The organism is Cronobacter sp. EKM101R (assembly GCF_963888145.1).
GTDB classification, from domain to species: domain Bacteria; phylum Pseudomonadota; class Gammaproteobacteria; order Enterobacterales; family Enterobacteriaceae; genus Cronobacter; species Cronobacter turicensis.
In genome coordinates this window covers 26,196-42,805 of record NZ_CAWPHW010000002.1, presented here as the reverse complement: position 1 = coordinate 42,805, position 16,610 = coordinate 26,196, and the positions used below count along the sequence as shown (strand labels likewise).

Annotated in this window: 14 protein-coding genes; 2 read left to right on the top strand and 12 right to left on the bottom strand. The window is 58.9% G+C overall.

From position 1 onward, the window contains the following. Positions 1–49: 49 nt before the first annotated feature. Positions 50–316, top strand: coding sequence for a peroxide/acid stress response protein YhcN (gene yhcN, locus AACV31_RS03945; RefSeq protein ID WP_165155599.1), 267 nt, complete (start codon positions 50–52; stop codon positions 314–316). A gap of 70 nt (positions 317–386) precedes the next feature. Here yhcN and AACV31_RS03940 read toward each other — a convergent pair whose 3' ends face one another. The 5 genes from AACV31_RS03940 to aaeX all read right to left on the bottom strand — a co-directional run bounded on the left by AACV31_RS03940 (position 387) and on the right by aaeX (position 5,359). Beyond that, positions 387–659, bottom strand: a complete 273-nt coding sequence (locus AACV31_RS03940; RefSeq protein WP_075199392.1) for a barstar family protein — start codon at positions 657–659, stop codon at positions 387–389. Between the two features lie 45 nt (positions 660–704). Continuing rightward, complete coding sequence (locus tag AACV31_RS03935) at positions 705–2,159, bottom strand: NAD-dependent succinate-semialdehyde dehydrogenase (RefSeq protein WP_161589577.1); 1,455 nt, start codon at positions 2,157–2,159, stop codon at positions 705–707. Positions 2,160–2,242: 83 nt separating this feature from the next. Continuing rightward, positions 2,243–4,210 carry a p-hydroxybenzoic acid efflux pump subunit AaeB gene (gene aaeB / locus AACV31_RS03930; RefSeq protein ID WP_105537665.1) on the bottom strand — a complete coding sequence of 656 codons (1,968 nt, stop codon included), beginning with the start codon at positions 4,208–4,210 and terminating at the stop codon, positions 2,243–2,245. 5 nt (positions 4,211–4,215) lie between these two features. Continuing rightward, positions 4,216–5,148, bottom strand: a complete 933-nt coding sequence (aaeA, locus tag AACV31_RS03925; protein ID WP_041923106.1) for a p-hydroxybenzoic acid efflux pump subunit AaeA — start codon at positions 5,146–5,148, stop codon at positions 4,216–4,218. A gap of 7 nt (positions 5,149–5,155) precedes the next feature. Then, entirely contained in the window at positions 5,156–5,359 is a 204-nt protein-coding gene (gene aaeX / locus AACV31_RS03920; RefSeq protein ID WP_004385128.1) for a p-hydroxybenzoic acid efflux pump operon protein AaeX, read from the bottom strand. A 175-nt stretch (positions 5,360–5,534) separates the two neighbouring features. On the opposite strand from aaeX, the gene aaeR reads away from it, so the two are divergent. Next, the gene (gene aaeR / locus AACV31_RS03915) at positions 5,535–6,479 is read left to right on the top strand and encodes an HTH-type transcriptional activator AaeR (protein WP_105537651.1); all 945 of its coding nucleotides are present in this window, start codon (positions 5,535–5,537) and stop codon (positions 6,477–6,479) included. A 40-nt stretch (positions 6,480–6,519) separates the two neighbouring features. On the opposite strand, the gene tldD is transcribed toward aaeR, so the two are convergent. The 7 genes from tldD to mreB all read right to left on the bottom strand — a co-directional run bounded on the left by tldD (position 6,520) and on the right by mreB (position 16,572). Next, positions 6,520–7,965: a metalloprotease TldD gene (gene tldD, locus AACV31_RS03910; RefSeq protein ID WP_075199389.1), complete on the bottom strand. Its 1,446-nt coding sequence runs from the start codon at positions 7,963–7,965 to the stop codon at positions 6,520–6,522. Positions 7,966–8,050: 85 nt separating this feature from the next. Beyond that, entirely contained in the window at positions 8,051–11,851 is a 3,801-nt protein-coding gene (gene yhdP, locus AACV31_RS03905; RefSeq protein ID WP_165155597.1) for an AsmA2 domain-containing protein YhdP, read from the bottom strand. Positions 11,852–11,911: 60 nt separating this feature from the next. Then, positions 11,912–13,381, bottom strand: a complete 1,470-nt coding sequence (gene rng, locus AACV31_RS03900) for a ribonuclease G (RefSeq protein WP_012814979.1) — start codon at positions 13,379–13,381, stop codon at positions 11,912–11,914. A 5-nt stretch (positions 13,382–13,386) separates the two neighbouring features. Further along, positions 13,387–13,962 (bottom strand): Maf family protein, encoded by a 576-nt coding sequence (locus AACV31_RS03895; protein ID WP_146376543.1) that lies wholly within the window; start codon positions 13,960–13,962, stop codon positions 13,387–13,389. Between the two features lie 9 nt (positions 13,963–13,971). Next, positions 13,972–14,460 carry a rod shape-determining protein MreD gene (mreD, locus tag AACV31_RS03890; protein WP_004385134.1) on the bottom strand — a complete coding sequence of 163 codons (489 nt, stop codon included), beginning with the start codon at positions 14,458–14,460 and terminating at the stop codon, positions 13,972–13,974. Beyond that, positions 14,460–15,467 (bottom strand): rod shape-determining protein MreC, encoded by a 1,008-nt coding sequence (gene mreC, locus AACV31_RS03885; protein WP_075199386.1) that lies wholly within the window; start codon positions 15,465–15,467, stop codon positions 14,460–14,462. The genes mreD and mreC overlap by 1 nt, the downstream gene beginning before the upstream one ends. Positions 15,468–15,528: 61 nt before the next feature. After that, on the bottom strand, positions 15,529–16,572 hold the full coding sequence (gene mreB, locus AACV31_RS03880; protein ID WP_004385136.1) for a rod shape-determining protein MreB: 1,044 nt from the start codon (positions 16,570–16,572) through the stop codon (positions 15,529–15,531). Positions 16,573–16,610: the final 38 nt, after the last annotated feature.

Here is a 16,610-nt window from a genome sequence, read left to right as displayed (position 1 = left end):
GTACGCCAACCATTAAGGCCGCTGAATACACCTGCATGAGGAATGAATGATGAAAACGACATTTACCATCGCTGCTCTGGGCCTTGCATCCGTACTCTCTTTCGGTGCGAGCGCCGCAGTCCAACAGGTCAACGCGCAACAGGCGCAAAAACTCCAGCCGATGGGCTCCGTCTCTGTGACGCAGCTGAGCGGCTCGCCGATGGACGTTCGCCAGCAACTGGCCGCTAAAGCGGAAAAAGAAGGCGCAAGCAGCTATCGCATCACTGAACTGACTCAGGGCGATCACTGGCACGCCACGGCAGAATTGTACAAATAAACCCTCGTCGTCTTCTCCGACGACTTTTGCCCCTGCCTGTCAGGGGCCTTTTTGAGGGAATGCTGTATGGCTATTGCCGGATATTGAAGAGGAGCTGACCTTCCAGCTCCTCTTCTGCTTCTTCAAACAGCAGAATCAACGCGCCGAAGCGGCGTTTCACTTCCGCCGTCACATGCAGGAATACGATTTCCAGCGGCAACGGCAACCCTTCTTCCGTCACCACCTGCCACAGACTATCCAGATCGCCCACGCGTTCCGGCGTCATACCAAACGTTTCAGCAAACGCCCGATAAAAATCCTGCTGACTGGCCATCGTACTGAAATCAAAACTGTAGCTTTTCATTATTGCCACCACGTTTTACGGGCGGCGATGATGCCGCCCTCACGCTTATAACCCGCCAAGATGCAGCGTTTTCACTTCCATAAACTCATCAAGCCCCAGCACCGAACCTTCGCGCCCAAGCCCTGACTCTTTCACGCCGCCAAATGGCGCCACTTCGGTCGACACCGCGCACTCGTTAACGCCTATCATGCCGCTTTCCAGCTGCTGCGAGACGCGGAACACGCGCTGAAGGTTTTGAGTGTAAAAGTACGCCGCAAGACCGTAAGGCGTATTATTCGCGCGCGCGATAACTTCTTCTTCGGTTTTAAAACTGAAGCAGGCGGCAAGCGGGCCGAATGTCTCTTCCTGCGCCAGCTTCATGTCTTCATTCGCATCAATCAATACCGTCGGCTGCCAGAAATTGCCGCCCAGCGCATGCGGTTTACCGCCGGTCAGCACCTTCGCGCCTTTCGCGACCGCGTCGTCCACATGCTCGCGCACTTTATCGACCGCCGATTGCTCGATAAGCGGCCCGACGACAACGCCTTCTTCCCTACCGTTGCCCACTTTCAGCGCTTTTACCGCTTCCGCCAGTTGATTAACGAAACGGTCATAGACGCCTTCCTGAATATAGAAACGGTTAACGCTGACGCACACCTGGCCTGCGTTACGGAATTTATTGGCGATAGCGCCTTTCACCGCCGCATCGATGTCGGCATCGTCAAAGACGATGTACGGCGCGTTACCGCCAAGCTCCATCGAGACTTTTTTCATCGTCCCGGCGGCATTGCGCATCAGCGTTTTGCCTACTGCGGTTGAGCCGGTGAACGAGATTTTGCGAACCTCCGGGCTTGCCATAATGGCGTCGCTGATTTCCGACGTGCTGCCCGCCACCGCATTGAGCACGCCGTCCGGCACGCCCGCCTGCTGCGCCAGCGCCACCAGTGCGAAAGCGCTGAGCGGCGTATTGTTGGCGGGTTTGATAACGCCGGTACAGCCCGCGGCCAGCGCCGGGCCGAGCTTACGGGTCAGCATCGCCATCGGGAAGTTCCAGGGCGTGATCGCCGCCACGACGCCGACCGGTTCGCGGGTCGCCAGAATGCGCGAGCCAGGCTTCACAGGTGGAATGATTTCGCCGTTGGCGCGTTTGGCCTGCTCGGCGAACCACTGGATAAAGCTCGCGGCGTATTCCACCTCGCCTTCCGCCTCTTTCAGCGGCTTACCCTGTTCGCTCGTCATCAGCTCACCCAGCGCGCGCTTGTTCTCGATGATGAGCTGATACCAGCGATAGAGAATTTCAGAGCGTTCTTTGGCGGTTTTAGCCCGCCAGGCGGGGAAAGCGCGGCTGGCGGCGGCGATAGCGGCCTCGGTCTCTTTTTTACCCGCTTTCGCGACCTGCGCGATCACCTCGCCCGTCGCCGGATTCAGCACGTCGAAGGTTTCCTGCGCGCTGTGCCATGTCCCGTCAACAAAATAGCCGGTCTTAAAAAACGCATGTTCTGCAAATGTTTGTGCGGTCATTGTCCCCTCCTGCACGTGAAATTCCGTGGATGGGGGTAAGTATAGTCATAAAAAAACCGACGCTTTGGGCGTCGGTTTTGGCATTACGTGTTGGTAAACGCCTGTTGATATTTATGGAGCATATCGGTCAGCCGTTTCACGGAATCGATAACCGATTGCGGCGCCGCCCAGACATGTAGCTTCTCCTGGTAGATCGCCAGCTCATCCAGCAACTGGCGAAACGTCGCGCGTCGTTTTTCATCGCTGGAAGCGGAAATCACCCGGTCCGCCGTGCGTCTTAACTGGCGGTGAAACGCCGAGAGATCGTCGTTTACCGGCACCGGCGCTTCGCGCAGTCGCTGGTGCGCGATGATGAGATTCAGCGCCAGGCGAAATTTCGCCACGTCATCCGGGAATTTACTCAGCAACAGAAAGAGCTGCTGATAGAGCGCAGGCAGATGGTTCTCTTTACGCTTCGCTTTGTTGGTAGTGAGCGAGGAGACCGCCGTCGAGACAAACTGGTTCAGCAGCATGCGCCCTGTCTGCGCCTGCGAGTTATCGCGGATAACCAGAATCACCATCATCGCCAGCATACAGCCCACCAGCTGGCCCAGCGCGCTGTCGAGAAACTGGCTGAAGTGGAACGTCATGGGGTTATCCAGCACCAGAATATTAATGGTGCCGGCCAGCGCGCCCATCGAACCAAGCCGTCGTTTTTGCACTTCGATGCCGATAAAAAAGCCGAGCAGCGCCAGGCTGATGCACAGCAGCAACATGCTTTGCTGGGTCGACGGGAGCACGACCAGGAAGTAGAACGCGCCGAGCGGCAGCGCGGCGAGCATACCGTAGAGGAAATCGAGCGACACCATACGCGGGTTCGGCAGGCGCATCGCCAGCGCCGTCACGACCGCTATCATGATCATCGCGCCGCTGCCTGAAGTCCAGCCAGTCCAGAGCCAGAAGAGCGTGCCCAGCAGGCACGACACCGTGGTGCGCCAGAAGTTAATCATGGCGTGGTGACGCTCCGCCGACGGGGCTTTAACCACCACTTCATCAGTCAGCACATCGTCTTCCACCGCGCTGATTTTCGCGTTGGTGATTACGCCGCGCTTGAGCAACAAGTAGCGCGTGGCCGCGCCGACCCAGGTGTAAATCGTCACCGGCGTGTCATGCTCGCCGGTCCAGGAGAGCACGCGGCGGATGAACTTCAGGCGACGGTGCACATCGGCGGCGGTTTCCACCGGCTCGACAAACAGCTCGCGGTATTCCGGCGCTATCGACTCCGGACGGGTGTTCTGGATGAGATAGGTTTCGCAGGCCTGGGTAATGAGCGTCAGGGAGAGCGTATTGAGCGCTTTAAGGCGGCGATTCGCCCGCACCCAGCGCGATGACTCCATATTCAGGTTAACCCGCATCCCGTCGAGCGCGGCGGTACGACGCACCAGCGCGCCCCACGCTTTATCCACCTCTTCGCTGTCGCCGTGGGCCATGCAGAGCTGCATCAGGCGAAATTGCTCCACCAGCAGCGCATCCAGCTCGCGGTCGATCTCTTTTTTAATGGAGCGCGGAGAGAACAGAAGATCGGCGATAATCGCGCAGAAAATCCCGAGCACGATTTCACTACAGCGCTCCAGCGCAAACTGCGGCGCCAGCAGCGGCTCGGTCTGGATCGTAATGACGATAATCAGCGCTGTGTAACCCGCCAGCCCCCAGGCATACGAGTTCTCGACTTTCACCAGCGATGACACCCAGGTACAGAAACCGGCCCAGATGCAGCAGAGGGTCAGCATTAATACCGGCGCGCGAATGGTGCCGATAATCATTACCAGCGCGGCGATACAGCCGATGAACGTGCCGATGATCCTGAGCATACCGCGATAGCGAATAGCGCCGGACCAGGGTTCGCCGCCCGCGGCAAACGCCGGGCCCGCCGCGACGATAGCCGCGGTCAGCACCGCCCAGCGCGGCGTTTCGAGCTGAAAGTGAAACCCGACGAACAGCGCCAGCACAATGGCGGTGGCGAGCTTTATCGCAAAGCGCAGATGCCGGGGATCGATAGATAAAAAGCCCATCATCATTAGCCGAATTCGCGCAGGCGGTGCATCAGCTTGTTAAAGGCCGATTCCTGGCTGCGGTCGCGATCCCGCTCGCCCGTCACCACGACGGTCGCCGTCGTGCCGGCCGGGTAAAGGTTGCCGGGCTGTTTATCGAGGCGAATACGTACCGGTACGCGCTGGGCCAGGCGCACCCACTCCAGGTTGGAATCGACGGTCGCCATGCCTTTATCGTCGCGGGTGCTGCTGGCGTTCGTCACGCCCGCAGAGACGCTGTCCACGGTGCCGTGCAGGACGTTATTGCTGCCAAGCGGCGTGATCTCGACGCGAAACCCGGGACGCACGCCCTCAAGCTTGGTCTCTTCCATATAGGCCAGAACATAAAAGCTGTTCTGTTTAACCAGCGCCACCGCCGTGGAGCCGCGCGTAATGAATTCGCCGGTATAGACGTTAAGGTTAGTGACCCAGCCGTCCGCCGGGGCGCGGATCACCGTGCGTTGCAGGTCGAGCCGCGCCAGGTCGCGCGTCGCCTCGGCTTTCGCCAGCTGATGCAATACGGTTTGCAGCACGTTGTTCGCCTGGTCTATCTCTTCACGCGACATCGCCTGGACGCCAAGCTGGTTACGACGGCCCGCCTCGCGGCGTTTTTCATTCGCCAGCGCCTGGTAGTAGGCGACATCGGCTTCGGCTTCTTCCAGCGCCTTCTGGTAGCGCGGCTGGTCTATAGTGAAAAGCACCTGATCTTTTTTCACAAGCTGGTTGTCATGTACGTCCACCGACGTAATCAGCCCGGCCACATCCGGCGCGATAGCGACCACATCGGCGGTGAAACGCGCATCACGCGTCCAGGGCGATTCGGTATAGAAACTCCAGGCGCGGAAAATAGCGATGAAGGCGAGCACGACCAGCACCACAGTGATGGCTGTGCGGGTGATTTTTGTTGTTAGTAATTTCACATCAACCTCAGACAAACAAGCGCGACAGCAGATAGAACAGACAGCAATAAAGCGCCGTATTAAATAACGCCGGATGCCAGACGAAATCGTAAATCCCGGTCGGGATCAGCGCACGACGCACCAGCCAGAAAATCGCCAGCGACAGCAGAAGCTCAAAAAAGATCGGCGGAAAAGAAAGACCGAATATCACAATGACCGGAAAAAGACTCATGTTGACCTTGATTTGCGTGCAGGCGATTGATTTTTAAACTATATTCCGCAACGAGTGGCCTGGAATGGCCGGGCGAGAGTGCGGCGTTAGTTATGTTGGAAATAATATATTAGCGTAACTGATAGTAAGTTATCTATGATATGTGATCTAAATCACTTTTAAGCCAGAGTGAATAATGGAACGACTAAAAAGAATGTCGGTGTTCGCCAAAGTGGTGGAGCTGGGCTCATTTACCAGCGCCGCCAGGCAGCTTGAGATGAGCGTCTCTTCTATCAGTCAGACGGTATCGAAACTGGAAGATGAGTTGCAGGTCAAGCTGTTAAACCGCAGCACCCGCAGTATTGGCTTAACCGAGGCAGGCCGGATTTACTACCAGGGCTGCCGTCGTATGCTGCATGAAGTTCAGGAAGTTCATGAACAGTTATACGCCTTTAATAATAGCCCGATCGGCACGCTGCGGATTGGCTGCTCTTCAACCATGGCGCAAAATGTGCTGGCTTCGCTGACTGCCGGTATGCTGCGCGACTATCCAGGATTATCGGTCAACCTGGTGACCGGCATTCCGGCGCCGGACCTTATCGCCGACGGGCTGGACGTAGTGATCCGCGTCGGCGCGCTCCAGGACTCCAGTCTGTTTTCCAGACGCCTTGGCTCGATGCCGATGGTCGTCTGCGCCGCCAAAAGCTATCTCGCCCAGGCGGGCACGCCGGAAAAACCCGCCGATCTCGCCAACCATTCATGGCTTGAATATAGCGTACGTCCCGACAATGAATTTGAGCTTATCGCGCCGGAAGGCATCTCCACCCGTCTGCTGCCGCAGGGGCGTTTTGTCACCAACGATCCGATGACGCTTTCCCGCTGGCTGAAGGCTGGCGCAGGTATTGCGTATGTGCCGTTGATGTGGGTGATCGATGAGATCAACAGCGGCGAGCTGGAGATCCTGTTTCCGCGCTACCAGTCCGATCCGCGACCGGTGTACGCGCTTTATACCGAAAAGGACAAGCTGCCGCTTAAGGTGCAGGTCTGCATTAACGCGCTTAATGATTATTTCGTAAAAGTGGCGCAGGTATACCAGGAGATGCGGGGAAGAAACGGGAAAGGAAAAGAGGGCCGCGCCTGAGTGCCTCGCCCCTCGCGAGCGGAGGGGCGAAACAACACGCTTATGCCGTACCGCCGACCGTCAGGTTATCCACCTTGAGCGTCGGCTGACCCACGCCTACCGGCAGGCTCTGACCTTCTTTACCGCAGACTCCGACGCCGTTATCCAGCTTCACGTCGTTGCCCACCATCGAAATCTGCTGCATCGCCTCGATGCCGGAGCCGATTAGCGTCGCGCCTTTTACCGGCTTCGTCACTTTACCGTTTTCGATGAGATATGCTTCTGAAGTCGAGAAGACGAACTTACCGGAGGTGATATCCACCTGGCCGCCGCCGAAGTTCGGCGCGAAGATGCCGTATTCCACGGACTCGATAATCTCCTGCGGGGTAGACTTGCCAGCCAGCATATAGGTGTTGGTCATACGCGGCATCGGCAGGTGCGCGTAGGATTCGCGACGGCCGTTGCCGGTCGGCGCGACGCCCATCAGGCGCGCGTTCAGCTTATCCTGCATATAGCCTTTCAGGATGCCGTTCTCGATCAGCACGTTGTACTGACCCGGCACGCCTTCGTCATCAATCGCCAGCGAACCGCGACGATTGGCAAGCGTGCCGTCATCCACCACGGTACACAGCTCAGACGCCACCAGCTGGCCCATCTGGCCGCTGAAGACCGAGGTGCCGCGACGGTTGAAATCGCCTTCCAGACCATGACCGACCGCCTCATGCAGCAGCACGCCAGGCCAGCCCGCGCCCAGCACCACCGGCAACGTACCGGCAGGCGCCGCCACGGCGTTCAGGTTGACGAGCGCCATACGCACCGCTTCTCTTGCCCAGGCTTCGGCGCGCACTTCGCCGTCGGTATTTTCCATAAACCATTGATAGCCGAAACGACCGCCGCCGCCGCTGGAGCCGCGCTCGCGCTTGCCATCTTCTTCTACCTGTACGCTGACAGAAAGGCGCACCAGCGGACGCACGTCAGCCGCCAGCGTGCCGTCAGTGGCGGCCACCAGAATCAGTTCATAGACGCCAGTCAGGCTCGCGCTCACTTCCTGTACGCGCTTGTCCGCGGCGCGCGCGGCGTTATCGACGCGGCGTAAAATATCGAGCTTCTCTTCACGGCTCATGCTTTGCAGCGGGTCGAGCGTGGTGTAGAGCGGCGAATATTCCACGCCGCTCAGGGTTTTGATGCGCCCTTCGCCCTGCTCGCGCACAATGCTGCGCGCGGCCTGCGCGCTCTGCTCCAGCGCCAGCAGGCTAATCTGATCGGCATAGGCGAAGCCGGTTTTCTCGCCGCTGATGGCGCGCACGCCGACGCCCTGGTCGATATTGTAAGAGCCGTCTTTAATGATGCGGTCTTCTAAAACCCAGGATTCGTGATAACTGGACTGAAAATAAAGATCGCCGTAATCCAGGCGGCGCTCATAAAGCTGGCCCAGGATGGAAAAGAGATCCTGATGGCTCAGGCCATTGGCAGACAGTAGCTGCTCACTTACCAGGTTCAGACTCATTGTTTGCTACTCTCTTGGTCCTGCCCGTACGGGCAATGAAAAAGGTTATCAGGCGAGCTTGCGGTAATTCCGCCGCGGCGTCAAATCATTGCGCCGCTTGCGCGCGTGGCTGGCGCATCACCTCGTTGATTTGCGGCTTATCGACAGGCCCGGTGATGTGATAGCGCAGTACGGAGATCTTGTTCCACAGCGGGCCGAGCACTTTGCTGGCGGCAAATACCGCCGCGCCGATAATCGGGTTCACGGCGAATGCCGCCGCCACGCCGACCGTCGCTGAAATCTCCGGCGCCACGACGGCTTCCATATCCAGCGTCCGGGCAGGCAGGTTAACGGAGCCTTTCATGGCGATATCCGCTTCCAGGCCATCCACCAGCGTATCTTCGGTATGCATAATGCCGTCTTTGATCCACACCGTACTGCGAATCGAATCGTAATAAAAGCCTTCGCCGAAGGTGTCGCTGAAGTCAAAGCGCAGCTTGCGCAGCAGCGCGTCAAAGCTCAGCAGGCGCAGCAGTTGCCCCGCGTGACCGGTGCCAAGATCGGCGATTTGCCCTTTGCCGAGGCGGGTATGCAGCACGCCGCTTAACGAGGCTTCATCGGGTTTCCACGGCGCGTCGCGCCAGTGGAGATCGTAATCGACATTAAATGACGACCCCTGGAGCGGCGTTTTCACGCCGAAGAAACTGGTCGCCGCATCGAGCTGCTTGCCCTTCAGGACGCCTTTCACCGACGTGCGCATGGCATCCTGGCGGTTGACCCATTCGCCCTGCATGGTCAGGCGCGCGAAGCCGGTATCCAGCAGGCCGTTTTCAAGCGACAGCGTATCGCCGTTGATGGTGAAATCGCCGTCGATGCGGCCATATTTTTGCCCCCACAGCCAGCACTCGGCGCAGCGCAGCGCCAGATTCGGCCAGCCGCTGAAATCCACGGCCTGCGTTTTTTGCCCGGACGCGCCGGTCAATACCGACGCCGCTTCATCAGCGTGGCTCGGGTTGTAATAAAGATAATCGATATTCGCCTGCCACGGCGCGCCGTCGCGCATCAGCAGGCGGCCGTTAATTTCGCGGCCCTGGGCGGATACTTCGGTGCCGCCTGCCTGCGGTTTTGTCATCACACTGAGATTGTTCCAGCGCTGTCCGCCGAAGGTCAGCGCCGGGGTGCGCAGCGTGATGGTTTCCGGGAACAGCGTCGTGCTGCTGACCTTCTGCGCCGCGCCCTGGTTAAACAGCGCCAGCCACTGCGCGCCGTCCATTGCCGGGAGATTCAGCTCGACGCCGCGGTTTTCCGGCAGCGGCGGCATGGTACGGCTGTCCGTCGCCCAGATAGCGCGATCCAGCGTCAGCTTACGGCCCAGCAGCCAGCGGCTGTTGAAATGGTTTTCCGCCCCGGCGTTGCCGGTCACGTCGACGCTTCTCAGATCGCCTTTGGCGCGAACGTTAAAGGGCAGCGCTTCTCCGGCGGCTTTATCGACTGGCTCAGGTAAGTGACTGCTTACATTCTTCAGATCGCCGGAAATATCGACCTGATAATTCACGCCGGCATGATAGGGCAACGAAATCGCCACTTTACCATTCCAGGGAATGCTGCCGCGGAGCGCGTCGTTCATCGGCTTCGGCAGCAGCCCCGTGTGGGTGGGCTGCCAGTCGCCGTTCATATTCACTTCCACCTGGTAGGCTTTCGGTTCTTCACGCGTGGAGAAATCAACATTCAGCGGCTGGTTAAACCAGGTCGCCGTCAGCGGTTCGCTCTGTAAATTGCCGTTCACGAAGCTGAATTTGCCGTTCAGGTTATGCAGCGTGCTGTTTAGCGGTTTAATAAACAACGCGTTATTGCGCAGCCATACATCGCCTTTGGCGGTCGTCATGGTGCCATCAAGCGGAATGTCGAGATGTAAGCGAGCATTCACATCGCCGTCGAGCTGGAGTTCATCAAGCGTCGTACTCAGCGAATCCGCAAGCGGCGTCTCTTTAAAATATGGCCCGACCGCTTTACCCGGCCCGGCGATATCGGCATCGATAAAGAGTTTTTCCTGCGAGTAGTCCGGGATAACGGCCGTCAGGTTGTTACCCGTCACGCCGCCCAACATGACCTGCGGCGCCGCCATCCAGAGCCCGTCGTTTCGGAAATCGAGATTAATGGCGAAATCTTTCAGCGCGGGCCAGTCCGGCTGGAACGCGTAGGTCGCGTTGTGCAGCGGTACATAGACTTCAAACTGACCGTCGTTTTGCTTATAGGGGAAGTGCTGTGGGTTGCCGACATAGACCAGCGTGGCGTTCTCCACCTGGCCGCCCTGAATCGCGCCGCTCAGGTAATCGACGAGATCTTTGCCCATCAGGTTTTCCGGGAAGTAACGCCAGGCCTGCGCAGCATCAGTCGTCTGAATGCCCGCCAGTATTTCCAGCCAGGGCTCGCCGTCCTTCGGCTGCTGATAGCGGAAATCGCCGCGCGCCCACAGAGAATGCGCCTGTACGTCGAGATTTTTACCGGCAAGCGTGAAGCCTTCCGCGTTCTTGCGCCAGTCAAAGGTCGCCGCGCCGCGCGCAATCTCCAGCGGCGCACGGAACACGCTCTGATACGGCATCCGGGCATCGGTCATGTTCACCGTCGCCTGGCCATGCTCCAGCGTGCCGGACACCGAGCCGGAGAAATGCTCCGCGCCCGGCAGAAGTTTCCACTGCTGCCAGGAGAGATCGCTCCACCGTGCGAGAAAACGGGTTTTGTCGGTCGCCTGCAACGGGATATCCAGCGCCAGTGCGTCGATTTTCCCTTTCGGGCGCGTGCTGCCCCAGACGTCGCCCAGCGACGGCGCAAGCCGGGTCGCGAGCGGCAGAAATCCTTCCAGCCCGCTCAGCGCAAGGTTGCTGGCGCGCACGCGCAGTTCGTCGCTGCGCCGCACTTTATCGCCGTCGACGGGTTGGTTGGCAAGCCAGGCCAGATTCAGCGAGCCCGCAGGCCAGGGTTTATCATCGACGGTGACCCGCGTCTGGGGGATGGCGACCTGCCAGGCGTCGTCGGTGTGGCTGATATGCGCGGTAAGATTATCAACGGAGAGCCGGTGGCTACGATCTTCGCCGCGCCAGGTGGTGCCGCCCTGCTTCAGCCAGATATCGCCGCCCGCCACGTCGCCGTCGCGCAGCGTCATCCATGCTTCAAGGCTGAACTGCGCGCTGGTGAGATCGACGTTGTCTTTCATCCACTGGCCCAGCCAGGGTTTAACATCCACATCGTCCGCCTGCATCCAGACCGTGCCGCGGTTCAGCAGGCCATTGTCGTCACGCAGATCCATACGCACCTGCATTACGCCATGCTGGCCGGTAAGGCTTGAGAGGCTTACCTGGCCTTCGGCGCGATGACGGTTCTTGCCGTTGAGCCAGGTTAACTGAGGTACGGCGAGTTCGGCGCGCTGGCCGGAGATCGTAATAAAGCTGAGGGTGCTGTCGCGCAGATCGAAGTGATCGAACTGGCGGAAGAAGAGATCGCTAAACTTGCTGCCTTCGAGAGGATTGCCGCCTTCGCTCTGCTTGATAGGCGTATTGGTACGCACCTGCAATTGATAAAAGGTGAGATCGCGAAACTGCCAGCGAAAATGGAGCAGGCTTTGCCAGACGTCCAGCGCGAGCGTCACGCGCTTAACCGAGAAGCTGCCGCCGTCGCTGAGCGGCGCGCTAATATCGCGCACTTCAAGCGTCGGCCCGAACGTCTGCCAGGCGGCTTCCACGTGGCTTGCCTGCACCGGCACGCCGGTCGCGCTGGAGATTTTCTCCAGCAGCGCAGGGCGCCAGGCGTTGAGATGTGGCAGCGCGAGCCGCAGTCCACTCACCATCAGTGCGACGATAACAATCAGCGTTGCGCCTGTGAGTAGCAAAATGCCCGGCAGTCGCCTCACCCTTCTCTCCTTGTCAGCCGCCGCGGCGGTACTTTCACTCACACAGTTGACCGCTGCGCGCTACATCATGACCACGTCGAACTGCTCCTGATTGTAGAGCGGTTCAATTTGCACCTTAACCTGCTTACCGACGAAAATCTCCACCTCGGCCAGCGCATGGGATTCATCGCTTTTCAGCGCTTCAGCCACGGCAGGCGACGCGTAAACCAGGAAACGGTCAGAGTCATAAGCATGATGCACACGCACGATTTCGCGCATGATTTCATAGCAGACGGTTTCTACCGTTTTCACCGTGCCGCGGCCATGACAGGTAGGACAGTCATTACACAGCACATGTTCAATACTTTCGCGGGTCCGTTTACGGGTCATCTCGACCAGGCCGAGCTGCGAGAAGCCGTTAATGCTGGTCTTCACGCGATCCTTGCTCAGCGCCTGCTCAAGCGAGTGCAGTACGCGGCGGCGGTGATCTTCATTACTCATATCGATAAAGTCGATGATGATAATGCCGCCCAGGTTGCGCAGGCGCAGCTGGCGGGCGATCGCCTGCGTCGCTTCGATATTGGTGTTGAAAATGGTGTCGTCGAGATTACGGTGGCCGACAAACGCGCCGGTGTTGATATCAATCGTCGTCATCGCCTCGGTCTGATCGATGATGAGATAGCCGCCGGACTTCAGCTCCACTTTGCGCTCCAGCGCGCGCTGGATTTCATTCTCAACGTCATAGAGATCGAAAATCGGCTGACGGCCGCTGTAGTGCTCAAGCTTGCAGTTCATCTCCGGCATATACTCCGCCGTGAATTCCAGCAGCATTTCATACGTCAGACGAGAATCGACGCGGATGCGGTCAAGCTGCGCGACCGCGAAATCGCGCAGCACGCGCTGGGCCAGCGCCAGTTCGCCGTAAAGCTGATAGCGTGTCTGATGGCGCTTTTTGCGCTCCATCACTTTGGTCCAGACGCGTTTCAGGTAGGCGGCATCGGAGGATAAATCCTCTTCGCACACCCCTTCAGCGGCGGTACGAATGATAAAGCCGCCCTGCTCGTCGCAGTAATCCGCCACGATGCGTTTCAGGCGCTCGCGCTCGGTTTCGCTTTCAATACGCTGGGAGACGCCGACGTGCGAGGCCCCCGGCATAAAGACCAGATAGCGTGACGGCAGCGTGATGTCGGTCGTGAGGCGGGCGCCTTTGGTGCCGAGCGGATCTTTGACCACCTGCACCATGAGATCCTGTCCCTGACGCACCAGCTCGGAGATATCGCGGACGGTGAAGTTTTTCTGCTCGTCGCCCGCCACGCATTCGGTGTGCGGCATGATGTCGGAGGCGTGAAGAAACGCGGCTTTATCGAGGCCAATATCTACAAATGCCGCCTGCATTCCCGGAAGAACGCGACTGACCCGACCTTTGTAGATATTGCCTACTATCCCGCGGCGCGCTTCACGCTCAATGTGAATTTCCTGCAAAATCCCGCCATCAATGTACGCCACCCGGGTTTCCGACGGGGTAACGTTAACCAACAATTCAGCCGTCATGTTGTTTATCCCTCACGCAGTGAGTTGAATTCGCTCAGCAATTCCCAGGTTTCTACCAGCGGAAGGCCTACCACCGCGTGGTAGCTTCCCTCAATACGTCTGACAAAACAGCCGCCCAGCCCCTGAATGCCATAGGCGCCCGCTTTGTCCATTGGTTCGCCGCTCTCAACATACGCGGCGATATCCTGCGCCGTCAGCGCTCTGAACGTGACGCGGGTCATGACCAGACGCTCGCGCACGCGCTGTTTATCGGCCAGCGCGACAGCGGTCATCACCTCATGCGTTTGTCCGGAGAGCCTGCGCAGCATCTCTGCCGCATGGTCAGCGTCGCGCGGTTTTTCCAGCACGTCGCCATCGAGCACGACGATAGTATCCGCGCCAAGCACCGGGAGATCGCGCGCGGCCAGCGCCACGCCAGCGCGGGCTTTGTCGCGGGCCAGACGGGTGACATAATCCTGCGGCGCTTCCTGTGGGGCGCGCTGCTCCTCGACTCCCGGCACCAGACGTTCAAACGTAACGCCCAGCATTCCCAGCAGCTCCTGACGACGCGGCGAGCCCGAAGCGAGATAAAGATCTGTCATATCTGTCCTTTATTGTACAGCAAACTGTTGGCGTACTTTGCGCATCAGCAGGAATATCCACGGCCAGAGCACGCCATTCACGACGCTGCTCCAGAAGACTTCCGGCCGGAAAGCGACATCGATAACCAGGAATTCCGCCCAGAAAACGATAATATCCGCGGCCAGCGACAACAGCATGACGACCAGCGCCTGTTGCCAGAGCGCCAGGTTGCGGAAAAGCTGAAATTTCAGCGCGACCAGATAGGCGATAATACTCAGTGAAAGAGCGCGAACCCCCAGCGTAGAGCCGCTGATCAGATCCAGTATGGCACCCATCACAAAACCCGTGCCGACATTTACGCGATGCGGCAACGCGAGGATCCAGTACAGCAGAATCAGCAGAACCCAGTTCGGCCGGAAAACGATAATCGCATCCGGCCAGGGCATAATCTGCAACAGCAGCGCGATTAAAAAGGAGAGCCAGATAACCCAGCGCCCCTGACTACGGTAGCTCGCCACTACTGCCCTCCCGGTGCGGGAGACGCGCCGCCAGACGGCGCCGCGGTGGAGGAGCTGGCATTAGGGGCAGCAGGCGCTGGCGGCCCCATGGCATCCGGCGATGGCAGCACCTGCGGCATCATCTGCATCAGACGTTCGTTCGCCACGCGATGCACTTCTTCCGGCGTCATCGGGTTGGCGCCTTCGCGATCGGCGCCCCAGAGCAGCAGCAGATAACGCAGACGTTGCAGACCCGCCGTCGGACGCGCCTGGATGACGGTATACGCGCGCTGGGTGTCGAGCTTCACGGACGAGACCACGCCAACCGGATACCCTTCCGGGAAACGGCCGCCTAGACCGGAGGTCACCAGTACGTCGCCGACGCGAATGTCGGTATTCGCAGGCAGGTGCTCCAGCTGTAAATCGTCAGTGCAGCCGCTACCGGCGGCAATCACGCGGATATCGTTACGCAGCACCTGGATAGGCAGCGCATGGGTCGCGTCGCAGATAAGCAGCACGCGGCTGGTAAGCTTCGCCACGGCGACGACCTGACCAACCACGCCTTTGTCGCTGATCACCGGCTGGCCTTCATAGACCCCGTTGACGCTGCCTTTATCAATCACGACCTGATCGCTGTAAGGATCGTTAACGGTCGAGATCACCTGCGTGACCATTTTCTGTTCATCCTGACGCAGCGGCGAGCCGAGCAGTTCGCGCAGACGCGCGTTTTCCTGCTTGTACTGACCAAGCATCAGAATTTCGCTGTTTTTCAGCAGCAGCTCCTGGCGCAGCGCCCGGTTTTCCAGCTCAAGCTGATCGCGGGACGCCAGCGTTTGCGAGACGCTGTCGAGTAATTCACGTGGACCGTTGGAGATAAAGTAGAAAGGACTGACGGCGGTATCCATGTACGTCCGGATCTGGCTGAACGTACCGAGGCGGCTGTCGGCGATGATGACACCAAGCGCCACCAGCACCGCCAGAATAAGGCGAATCTGTAGCGACGGGCCACGGCTAAAAATTGGCTTCATAGGCTATGCGTATTCCCAAACCAACAAGAAGGGCAACCTGAGTTGCCCTTTCCTGCGGCTGTTACTCTTCGCTGAACAGGTCGCCGCCGTGCATGTCGATCATTTCCAGCGCCTTGCCGCCGCCTCGGGCCACGCAAGTGAGCGGATCTTCCGCCACCACGACCGGAATGCCGGTCTCTTCCATCAGCAAACGGTCAAGGTTACGCAGCAGCGCGCCGCCGCCGGTTAGTACCATGCCGCGCTCGGAGATATCGGAAGCCAGTTCTGGCGGGCACTGTTCCAGCGCGACCATAACGGCGCTGACGATGCCGGTCAGCGGTTCCTGCAGCGCTTCGAGAATTTCGTTGGAGTTCAGAGTGAAACCGCGCGGTACGCCCTCTGCCAGGTTACGGCCGCGAACTTCGATTTCGCGCACTTCGTCACCCGGGTAGGCGGAGCCGATTTCATGTTTAATACGCTCAGCGGTGGCTTCACCGATAAGCGAGCCGTAGTTACGGCGTACATAATTAATGATGGCTTCGTCAAAACGGTCGCCGCCGATACGCACGGAGGAGGAGTACACCACGCCGTTCAGGGAGATAACCGCTACTTCGGTCGTACCGCCACCGATATCCACCACCATAGAACCGGTCGCTTCAGACACCGGCAGGCCCGCGCCAATCGCGGCCGCCATAGGTTCTTCAATCAGGAAAACTTCGCGGGCGCCTGCGCCCTGTGCGGATTCGCGAATCGCGCGGCGTTCCACCTGAGTAGCGCCGACCGGCACACACACCAGTACGCGCGGGCTCGGGCGCATAAAGCTGTTGCTGTGCACTTGCTTGATGAAGTGCTGGAGCATTTTTTCCGTGACAAAGAAATCGGCGATCACGCCATCTTTCATCGGGCGGATAGCGGCGATATTGCCCGGCGTACGACCAAGCATCTGCTTCGCTTCATGACCTACCGCGGCGACGCTTTTCGGCGAGCCGGCGCGATCCTGGCGAATGGCGACCACGGAAGGCTCATTCAGTACGATGCCTTGCCCTTTTACATAGATAAGGGTATTCGCGGTACCCAGGTCAATGGACAGGTCATTGGAAAACATGCCACGAAATTTTTTAAACATACTAAGGGATAATCCTGAAAGCTGGGGCGGAAAACGAA